This is a genomic window from Cupriavidus sp. UME77 (genome assembly GCF_014170355.1).
Classification (GTDB): Bacteria; Pseudomonadota; Gammaproteobacteria; order Burkholderiales; family Burkholderiaceae; genus Cupriavidus; species Cupriavidus basilensis.
Genome location: NZ_LZZU01000048.1, coordinates 1 through 8,745 on the forward strand (window position 1 = coordinate 1; position 8,745 = coordinate 8,745).

At 63.0% G+C, this 8,745-nt stretch carries 8 protein-coding genes and 1 rRNA gene; 2 read left to right on the plus strand and 7 right to left on the minus strand.

Annotation, left to right across the window (positions count from 1 at the left end):
* Positions 1–102: ribosomal RNA gene (locus tag A9975_RS19680) — 16S ribosomal RNA — on the minus strand; the annotation flags it as partial.
* A gap of 671 nt (positions 103–773) precedes the next feature.
* Here A9975_RS19680 and A9975_RS19685 point away from each other — a divergent pair.
* Entirely contained in the window at positions 774–1,163 is a 390-nt protein-coding gene (locus tag A9975_RS19685; protein ID WP_183034222.1) for a nuclear transport factor 2 family protein, read from the plus strand.
* Between the two features lie 122 nt (positions 1,164–1,285).
* Here A9975_RS19685 and A9975_RS19690 read toward each other — a convergent pair whose 3' ends face one another.
* The 6 genes from A9975_RS19690 to A9975_RS19715 all read right to left on the minus strand — a co-directional run bounded on the left by A9975_RS19690 (position 1,286) and on the right by A9975_RS19715 (position 8,481).
* Positions 1,286–1,930 (minus strand): BON domain-containing protein, encoded by a 645-nt coding sequence (locus tag A9975_RS19690; RefSeq protein ID WP_183034223.1) that lies wholly within the window; start codon positions 1,928–1,930, stop codon positions 1,286–1,288.
* Positions 1,931–2,157: 227 nt separating this feature from the next.
* The gene (locus tag A9975_RS19695; RefSeq protein ID WP_183034224.1) at positions 2,158–2,997 is read right to left on the minus strand and encodes a universal stress protein; all 840 of its coding nucleotides are present in this window, start codon (positions 2,995–2,997) and stop codon (positions 2,158–2,160) included.
* Positions 2,998–3,020: 23 nt separating this feature from the next.
* A complete protein-coding gene (locus A9975_RS19700; protein WP_183034226.1) occupies positions 3,021–4,370 on the minus strand; it encodes a phosphoribosyltransferase family protein in 1,350 nt (449 codons plus the stop codon).
* Between the two features lie 134 nt (positions 4,371–4,504).
* Positions 4,505–7,216, minus strand: a complete 2,712-nt coding sequence (gene mgtA / locus A9975_RS19705) for a magnesium-translocating P-type ATPase (RefSeq protein ID WP_220810823.1) — start codon at positions 7,214–7,216, stop codon at positions 4,505–4,507.
* Positions 7,217–7,429: 213 nt separating this feature from the next.
* Entirely contained in the window at positions 7,430–7,897 is a 468-nt protein-coding gene (locus tag A9975_RS19710) for a cyclic nucleotide-binding/CBS domain-containing protein (protein ID WP_370565023.1), read from the minus strand.
* A complete protein-coding gene (locus A9975_RS19715) occupies positions 7,894–8,481 on the minus strand; it encodes a hypothetical protein (protein ID WP_183034227.1) in 588 nt (195 codons plus the stop codon). The genes A9975_RS19710 and A9975_RS19715 overlap by 4 nt, the downstream gene beginning before the upstream one ends.
* A gap of 60 nt (positions 8,482–8,541) precedes the next feature.
* Here A9975_RS19715 and A9975_RS19720 point away from each other — a divergent pair.
* Positions 8,542–8,745, plus strand: a 204-nt coding sequence (locus A9975_RS19720) for a helix-turn-helix domain-containing protein (protein WP_183033298.1), incomplete at its 3' end; no start/stop codon positions are given.

The following is an 8,745-nucleotide window of genomic DNA, read 5'->3' on the forward strand; positions in this document are numbered from 1 at the left end:
TCGCCACTCGCCACCAGGATTGCTCCCGTGCTGCCGTTCGACTTGCATGTGTAAGGCATGCCGCCAGCGTTCAATCTGAGCCAGGATCAAACTCTTCAGTTTAATACCTGTGTGATCCTTGCGGATCTCGCTCTTTCGAGCGGTCGCTCACTCTCAGAAAACTGACTGGTTACGTCCGCGATTTGCACCCCGGACATAACCAACATGTTTTACTGTGCGAGCACTTTATAACTTGTAAGCTAAAAGACTGAAGTCTTCCGCATCCGCTATCAAGCGCCCACACTTATCGGTTGTTTGTTTGTTAAAGAACTCACCGCGGTTCGCTTTGCTTACCGCGTCGCTGCGTTTGCTGCAGCAGAGAAACGAGACTATAAAGAATTATCTGCGTTTCATCAATACTTTTTTAATCTTTTCTTGCTCAGGCTGGATTCGCTACGCGTATTACTCACCTTTCCCACTGGCACCGCCCCGCGAACTCCACCGCCCTGCCCGGAAGCCGAGCCTCGTGTCGCAGGGGGAGCGAATACTAGGTCGTTCGCGCAACGCTGGCAAGTTTTTTCTAAGATTTTTTGCCGCGGACTTTATCGCCGCGAGATGAAGGTCATCGCAGAGCACTTGCGGGGCACCCGCCGCCTGCCCGGCGGGCTCCGGCCAGAGCTGAACGGCGCCGATCTCCGGGCTAAACACATTGTATGCAATAATAGAATGCAATCACATGGTTTGACGCCCGCCATCAGGCCACGGCCAGGCGGATTCATTGATCTGGAGACAACATGACTTTCAGCCCCCCCGGCATGACATCACAACACGTCGCCGCTCTTGAACCGATCGAGAACTACCTGCAAGCTCACATCACCGGCAATGCTGAATACATGCGCAAGGCGTTCCACCCGGATGCCAGGATCATCTCGTTTCGCGAGGGAAAGCTGCACGCCTTGACCCTCGATGAGTTTTCCGCGCGCTTCCAGGGCCAGCCCGCGGCAGACGAAGCCCAACGCAAGCGCTACATCACGCATTTCGACGTCACCGGCAACGCCGGCACTGCCAAGGTCGTGCTCGAGTATCCGGAAGTGACCTTCACGGACTATATGACGCTCCTGGAAATCGACGGTGTCTGGAAGATCGCCAACAAGACGTTCAGCGCAGCACCGCCGAAAAAATAATCTGCCATCCGCCTTCACGCGGCGCTCCGCAGGCTTAACCCGCCGGTAACTCGCGCCGGCTGGCCGGCCAAGTGGCTCGGGCGCGAAGCTTGGGATTTACCCGCGCCCTCTTCTGCCGCTTTTCAGGACAGGGTGAGCTGATCGACCACGCTGGTCACCCCCGGCGCTGACCAAGCCGCTCCCACTGCCGCTTGCCGCTCCTGCGGAGAATCGACCCGGCCATTTAGGGTTACAACGCTGCCCAGCACCTCGACCCTGATATGAGCCGCTTCCCGCTCGGCATGACGTCGCAAGGCCGCGTCGATGCGCTTTGCAACATCCGGCGGCCCAACGCGTGGCTTGATCGTGATCAGATTGATTACGCCGGCCACGCCGCGCAGATGTCCTACGGAACGCTCGGCCAGTTCGCGCTGATATGCCCATTCCACCTCGCCGGCAAGTGTGACCCAACCCTTCTCGACACGTACCTTGATACCGGTCGACGGCAAGCTCGCATGCCATTGCAGCGTCGCCCGGGCGGCTTCGGCAATCGCTTCGTCATTGTGTTCGCCGGGGGCGCGTACTTCGAGACCCACCACCACCGCCTTCACCCCTTCGACGCGCTCGGCCGCACGTTCGGCCGCCAGCTTTTCTATATAGGTATTGAGGTGGCCGCTCAACGTCACTACCCCCCGGCTGACTTCTACGCCAACTGCTGCACCATCAACTGCGGGATCCCACGCAAGCTCGTCGTTCACGTCCTGCTTGATCTGCAGATCGGTCTTCATCTGACTGCTCCTCTCGATGCCGGCGCCAAGTCAATCTGGCGCATTCGGTATTCCAGATTAGTTGTCAGGTACGCGCGCCCATTGACATACGTCAACGACCGGCGCCGTACAACCGTCGGTTATGCGCTCGGTTGTCTTGCTCAATATGCAAGAGACAGGGGACCGCGGCCAAGCGCATGGGGCTGCGCATCGCTTCGCCTCATATCAGTCCGCGAATGCGACAGGATTCAGTGGGAAAAGAGCACGGGAACTGTCATGCCTTCCAGCAACGTCCGTGTCGTCCCGCCCAGAACCACCTCACGAAGCCTATTGTGTCCGTAGGCGCCGGCTACGACGAGATCGGCCTCCAGATCCGACGCCTCCGACAGCAGGCGCTCGCCGGCATCGCCGGATGCTGCCACAGGAAGGTTGCGCAATGCGGCGCTCACGCCATGTGCCGTCAACCAGGTCGCCGCATACTGGGCAGGCGCACTCCATTGGTCGCCGACCTTGCCAGCCAGCGTGCATGTCGAGATGGTCACCGCTTTGGCTTTGCGCAGTAGTGGCAGCGCATCGCGGATGGCCCGCGCGGCCTCCCGCCCGCCGTCCCAGGCGACCAAGATGCGACTGCCCACCGTCTCAAACCACCCCACGCTCGGTATCGTTAGGACTGGCCGGCCGCAGGCAAGCATAATGGATTCGACGAAGTTCTCGGCCACGAAGGCGGCCGGATTCGCCGGGTCATTCTGTCCGAGCACGATGAGGTCCGCCAGCCGCGCCTCCCGCTGCCCGATGATCAGCGGAGGTTCGTCGCAGGCATGCCATTCGGTAGTGATCGGCAGTTCTTCTGTCGCACCTTCGAAACCATGTCGCATGACCTCGCAATCCTGCTCGTACTGGGCTTGGAGGACCTCGAGATAGCGCGCGCCGTCGGGAAGGCGGTACATCCACGTCGGCTCCGGGCGGCGACAGGCAAACATACCAATCAGCTTGGCATTGTGCATGTGCGCCAATCGTGCGGCGATATCGAGCCGGTGGTAGGACCGTCGGCTGGCGTCGAGTATGACCAGAATGGTAGCGAAGGACATAAAGATACTCCCGCTGGTTAGTCCTACACGACCGCGAATTTCCCTTCGGCAAGCAATTGCGAGAACCAGCTTCCTGTCAGCACGGCCAGTTCTTCTATCGCGGCAGGTTCCTCGAATATCCTGCCCTCGCCTGCCACCAGTCGCAATTGCCTGGGACAGCGGAGCCTGCCGAACACAAGATCATTTCTCCGGATACCTTCCGGATCGCCGGCACCCACCACGAGAAGCGTAGGTGTGGTCACGCTGCCCAAGGTGTTGGCATCGGCCAAGTCCACGCGTCCCGCGGCGAGGACCAGTGCGCGTAGATCCGTCCCGTCCTCCGCCGCCACCGTCAATGCGGCAGCCGCTGCGCTGCCGGTGCCAAAACAGCCGAGCGGAACCGCCGGCAAACGCAGCCGCGCGTGCACGTAGCCGCGCACCACCTGCATTACCACCCGCAGCCTGCCAGCCAACATCGCGATGTCCCGGCGCTTTTCCGTGCGCATCGCCTCCCGTGGCCCGATCAGGTCCACCAGCAGCGTGGCCAGCCCCCTGGCGCACAGTTTCCTCGCCACATACTGATTGCGCACGGCATGCTCGTCGATGCCATTGGCATGTACCATCAGCACCAGTCCTACAGGACTGGCAGGGGCGTCGAGCACGCCGTACAGCCTGATGCCGTCGCACGGGATGCCAACCGGCACGGCGGTCGCCAGGGTTTTCGTTCCGATGGCCTCGGCATTGCGCGGTTCGATATCGCGCCAGAGCAGTGCGCGGACTTTTCCGTCGTCCACCTCCGGAAAGCACTGGTAGGCGAGGCGGACATCGTGATCCGGCCCGTCGGCGTTCAGGCATACCACCTCGTCGGCGCTGGCACGGACCGCCGCCAGCCCTTGGGGCGTGCCCACGGGGACCGCGCAAACCAACCATGCTGGCTGTCGCCTGCGTGCCGCGTGGATCGCTGCCATCATGGTGGCGCCAGTGCAGAGTCCGTCGTCAACCAGGATCACTATGCGGCCATGCGGGTCAAGCCGCGCGCGCTGCGACGTGTAGATCGCGCATTGCTGCTTCAACAGATCAAGCTTCGCCAGCCGCTCCTGGGAAAAATGCATGGGAGCAGGCTGCCCCCCCACGGGGTTCTTCACGCGGTAGGTCCAGCCGTTCTCGGTCACGGCCCCGACTGCGGCGACGTCATTGTCCGGGCCGATCAGCTTGCTGACCAATGCCACATCGAGTTGCCCCTCCAGCGCATCGGCGAGTCCGCGCCCAATGGGTACGCCGCCCTTCGGAATGGCAAGAATCAAGGGACGCCGGCCCCGATACTCGGAGAGAGCCTCGGCTAGCTGCGCCGCGGCCTCTTCCCGGCTCGCGAAGCGGGCAAGTGACGGACTCATCGATTTGCCTCCCATCCTTCGGGCAGCGGCTGCGCGCTGCGAGGTTAGTCCCGGCTTGCACCCAGAGTAAGCCGTTGGCAAAGCCAGTCTTTGTGCTATGTCAAATGTTGGGCCGCGGATCCCACGATAGCGCCTCAATCGATCGAAAACCGCCGGATCAGCCATCCGCGTAGCGTGTAGGTCAGGCAGCAATAGCCAAGGATGATCGGCGGCAGGAAAAGCCAGAGCATGCCCGGCGGAGGCAGCAGGCCCAGCGGCGTTGCGAGCGGCGAGTTAGGCAGCCAGATGCCGATCAGGCAAATCGCCAATGTGGTGGCAATCAGCGCGGTGCTGCCTCGGCTTTGCACAAAGGGAATGTATCGTGTGCGAATCACATGAACGATCAGGGTCTGCGACAGCAGCGACTCCAGGAACCAGCCCGTCTGGAACAGGTGCTGCTGCGCGGGCGTGTTGGCGCCCAGTATCCAGTAGAGCGTCGCAAAGGTGATGTAGTCGAACACCGAGCTGATCGGGCCGATGCACAGGATATAGCGGCCGAGCTTGCCGATCTCCCATCGGCGCGGGCGGCTGACGGCATCGTCGTCCACGTTGTCGGTGGGCAGCGCGGTCTGCGAAAAATCATAGAGCAGGTTATTGGTCAGCACCTGGATCGGCGCCATCGGCAGGAAGGGCAGCCAGGCACTCGCGCCGAGTACGCTGAACATATTGCCGAAGTTGGAACTCGCACCCATGCGCAGGTACTTGAGCAGGTTGGCAAAAACCTTGCGGCCTTCGATCACGCCGTCGTGCAGCACCAGCAGACTCTTTTCCAGCAGGATGATGCTGGCGGACTCCTTGGCGATATCCGCGCCGCTGTCCACCGAGATACCCACGTCAGCCGCTTTCAGCGCGGGCCCGTCGTTGATGCCATCGCCGAGCACCCCCACCACCCGTCCACGCTCCCGCAGGGCCTTGACGATGGCCGTCTTGTGCGCCGGTGCCAGCTTGGCGAAGAGCTGCGTGCGCTCGGCAAGCTCGCCCAGCGCTTGCGGCGTGAGCCCGTCGAGTTCCGCACCGAGTACGGCCCGACCTACGTCAAGGCCGACTTCCCGGCATATCTTGCGCGCGATCACCGGGCTGTCGCCGGTCAAGACCTTGACTTCGATGCCGCTGTCGCGCAGCGCGGCCAGCGCCGGTGCCGCGCTATCCTTGGGCGGGTCGATGAACGCGATGTAGCCAAGCAGGATCAGCGCGGATTCGTCCGCCACCGAGTACGGCTGTGTATCCGGCGCTGGTGGCAAAGGCTTGTAGGCGATCGCGATCACCCTGAAGCCATCTTCGTTGAGTGCAGTGCACACCGACATCAGCGAATGGCGGTGCGAGTCGTCAAGCGCCATCGCCCGCCCACCGAGTTCGGCGCTGGCGCATGCGGCATAGATCTCCTCCACCGCTCCCTTGCAGACCAGGAGCCTGCCGTGCGGCCCGTCCACCACAACCGACATGCGACGCCGCTCGAAATCGAACGGCACTTCGTCGATTTTGCGGTAGCCACCCTCCAGCCGCAGTGTTTCACCCACCTCGTCATGCAGGAGCACCGCTTTGTCCAGGAGGTTGTGCAAGCCGGACTGGTGGTAGCTGTTCAGGTAGGCGAATTCCAGCACGCGCGCGGTCTCCTGCCCCGCCAGGTCCACATGCTTCTTCAGGATGATGCGGTCCTGCGTCAAGGTGCCTGTCTTGTCAGTGCACAATACATCCATGGCGCCTAGGTTCTGGATGGCGCTGAGGTGTTTCACGATCACCTTACGGCGCGACATGGCAAGCGCGCCTTTTGCCAGGTTCACCGTCACCAGCATCGGCAGCATCTCGGGCGTCAGCCCTACGGCGACCGCCACCGCGAACAGCAGCGCCTCCAGCCAATCGCCCTTGGTGAGCCCGTTGATCAGGAACACCAGTGGCGCAAGGATCGCGATCAGGACGAGCATCAGGCGTGCGAAACGCTGCAGGCCTTGCTCGAACACGGTGCCGGAGGTTTCCTCGGACAACGAGCGGGCGATGCTGCCAAACACGGCGCGCGGCCCGGTGAGCACCACCACCACGGTCGCGCTTCCACTGACCACGGCCGTGCCCATCAGCACGATGTTCTCCAGCGTGCCGGGCTCGTCGCCGCTGGCGCTCTCCAGCGCGAACTTCTCTACGGGCAGCGATTCGCCGGTCAGCGCGGACTGGTTAACGAACAAATCCTTCGAAGCCAGCAGCCGGGCATCCGCGGGAACGAGGTCACCCGCCGCCAGATGAACGATGTCGCCCGGCACCAGTGCGCCGATTGGCAGTTCGCTGGTGATGGGTAGCGCCCCCGGCTCCGACCGGCGCTGCGTGGCGGCGGTGGTATGCACCATGGCTCGCAGCGCCGCAGCAGCACGTCCGGAGCGACGCTCCTGCACGGTGGCCAGGCCGACGCTGAGCATCACCATCAGGGCGATCACCGCGGCCGCGTCGTAGTCCTGGATGGCTGAGGATACCCCTGCCAGGGTCAGCAGCATCACATTGAGCGGATTGAGCAAACGGCGCAGCAGGTCGAGCACCGCCGGGCGCGGACGCTCATGCTCCACCAGGTTGGGGCCGAGGTTTTGCAGGCGCAGGGTGGCCTCGGCGCCTGTCAGCCCCTCCGGGCTGGTATCCAGTTGCTGGAGCAGGGTCGCTCGCGGCATACCGGCGGCCCGTAGCAACGCGTCCGGTATGCCGCCAGACGAAGCCGGCTTCTGTTTGCCAGTCGGCGCAGTACCTGCCGCGCCTTGCGCCGATGCGACAGGCCCGTGCCGTAGCCGACCCACCATCCCGCCCAGGTACTGGATCGCCCGGCCAATCATGAACGCAGCCTTGCCTGTGCTTGCGCAGCCCTGGCAAGCAGGCCGGTGAACATGGCCCGGTCATTGACCAGCAGCTTGCAGGCGAGTTTGAGGATACCGGCATCCATGTTCTTGCGCTCTTGTCCGTATGCTGCACTGGACCGCACCGTCCGGTCTCGGCGGGGGCTGGGAGAGACATCGGGCATTGGGCGCGGGCGAAGCCCCGCCCGCCATTCACGCGTGCAGCGGTGTCTGCACGCTGCCAGAACGTTCGCGTTCCCGCTCGTTGTGCAGCACGCTGGCGAGCATGTTCCACTGAGCGCCAAGGGCGTCAACGATATCGTCCAGCGACAATACGCCCACCACCGCTTCGGCATCCGTTACCGCGAGGCGGCGCACGCCGTGCGCCAGCATCGTCTGCAACGCATCGTCAATGCCTGCATCCTTGCCGATCGCCACCACGCCGCGCGTCATCACGTCCGCCACCGTCGCCTCTCCCGGCACCGTGCCTGCGGCGGTGCTCTCTAGCACTATGTCGCGATCCGTTACGATGCCCATCGCGCGCTGGCCGCCTCCGAATGGCTCTGTCACCACCAGCGCGCCAACGTGCCGGTCGCGCATCTGCACCGCAGCGTCGCGCAGCGTGCACGTATGCGGGATATGAACGGGGGACAGCGAGCAAATCTCTTCGATCCTCATCATGCGTCTCCTGGCTTGACCTGGGTTCGGGCCGATTCAGACTCCAATAGAGCTCGTCGGCAATGCTCAGGGGGGATCAAGGCACTATAGGCGGCGCTCCGGCGCGGCAGTTGATCGGCATCAAGTCCGGGGCGGATGCTGCTGCGCAGCGGCGGCAATGGAACCGCATCAATGGCCGCTGAGCGCCCCACATCAGACTCAATGCACGGCATGCCGAATCCTCCTGGGCCGGTGCAGTCCGTCTCGCTGGCGAACAAGGTCGGGCTTTGCCGTGGCAAGCCGCTGTCGTCACGGCCAATCGCCGCCGCGCAGATCGACAGCAGCGTGCCGCTCAGGCGATAGCCGGCGGCGTGGATCCGCGTATCGGGGCACGGCTCCTGCTCCGCGTGCAGGGCCGCCCGCACGCCGTGGCACAGATAATCGGCCGCGAGGCCGGCTCCGCCCTCACCCGCTCCGTGGTGTCCCGCAGGATGACGATAGACAGCTTGCCGGCGCCACGACGAAGCCCTCATTGTTGCGCGCTCCCCCTGTGTAGGTTGCGTCATCGATGTTACGGATTCCGTTCGAGCATCCTTGTCCTGCATCAAGACCGATGCACCGAAGTTACTAACCTTTTAGAAAGTATTGTCATGTGAGACAATGCTTTCATGAAATGCAAACGAAACTCGGATGCTCGGTCGATCGAGCATCAAGCCTTGCAGGTAATGCGGCAGCAGGCAGTGAAGGCTATTCGCGAAGGCCAGACGGTAGAAAGCGTGGCTGCGGCCTTTGGTGTCAATGTGCGCAGCGTCTATCGCTGGCTGGCCGACTTTGCCAACGGCGGGCAGACGGCGCTGCTGGCTAAGCCGATA

Excerpts from the sequence above, each read along its gene's own strand:
- A9975_RS19685 (WP_183034222.1), top strand. The coding sequence starts at position 774 with ATGACTTTCAGCCCCCCCGGCATGACATCACAACACGTCGCCGCTCTT.
- A9975_RS19690 (WP_183034223.1), bottom strand. The coding sequence starts at position 1,930 with ATGAAGACCGATCTGCAGATCAAGCAGGACGTGAACGACGAGCTTGCG.
- A9975_RS19695 (WP_183034224.1), bottom strand. The coding sequence starts at position 2,997 with ATGTCCTTCGCTACCATTCTGGTCATACTCGACGCCAGCCGACGGTCC.
- A9975_RS19700 (WP_183034226.1), bottom strand. The coding sequence starts at position 4,370 with ATGAGTCCGTCACTTGCCCGCTTCGCGAGCCGGGAAGAGGCCGCGGCG.
- mgtA (WP_220810823.1), bottom strand. The coding sequence starts at position 7,216 with ATGATTGGCCGGGCGATCCAGTACCTGGGCGGGATGGTGGGTCGGCTA.
- A9975_RS19710 (WP_370565023.1), bottom strand. The coding sequence starts at position 7,897 with ATGATGAGGATCGAAGAGATTTGCTCGCTGTCCCCCGTTCATATCCCG.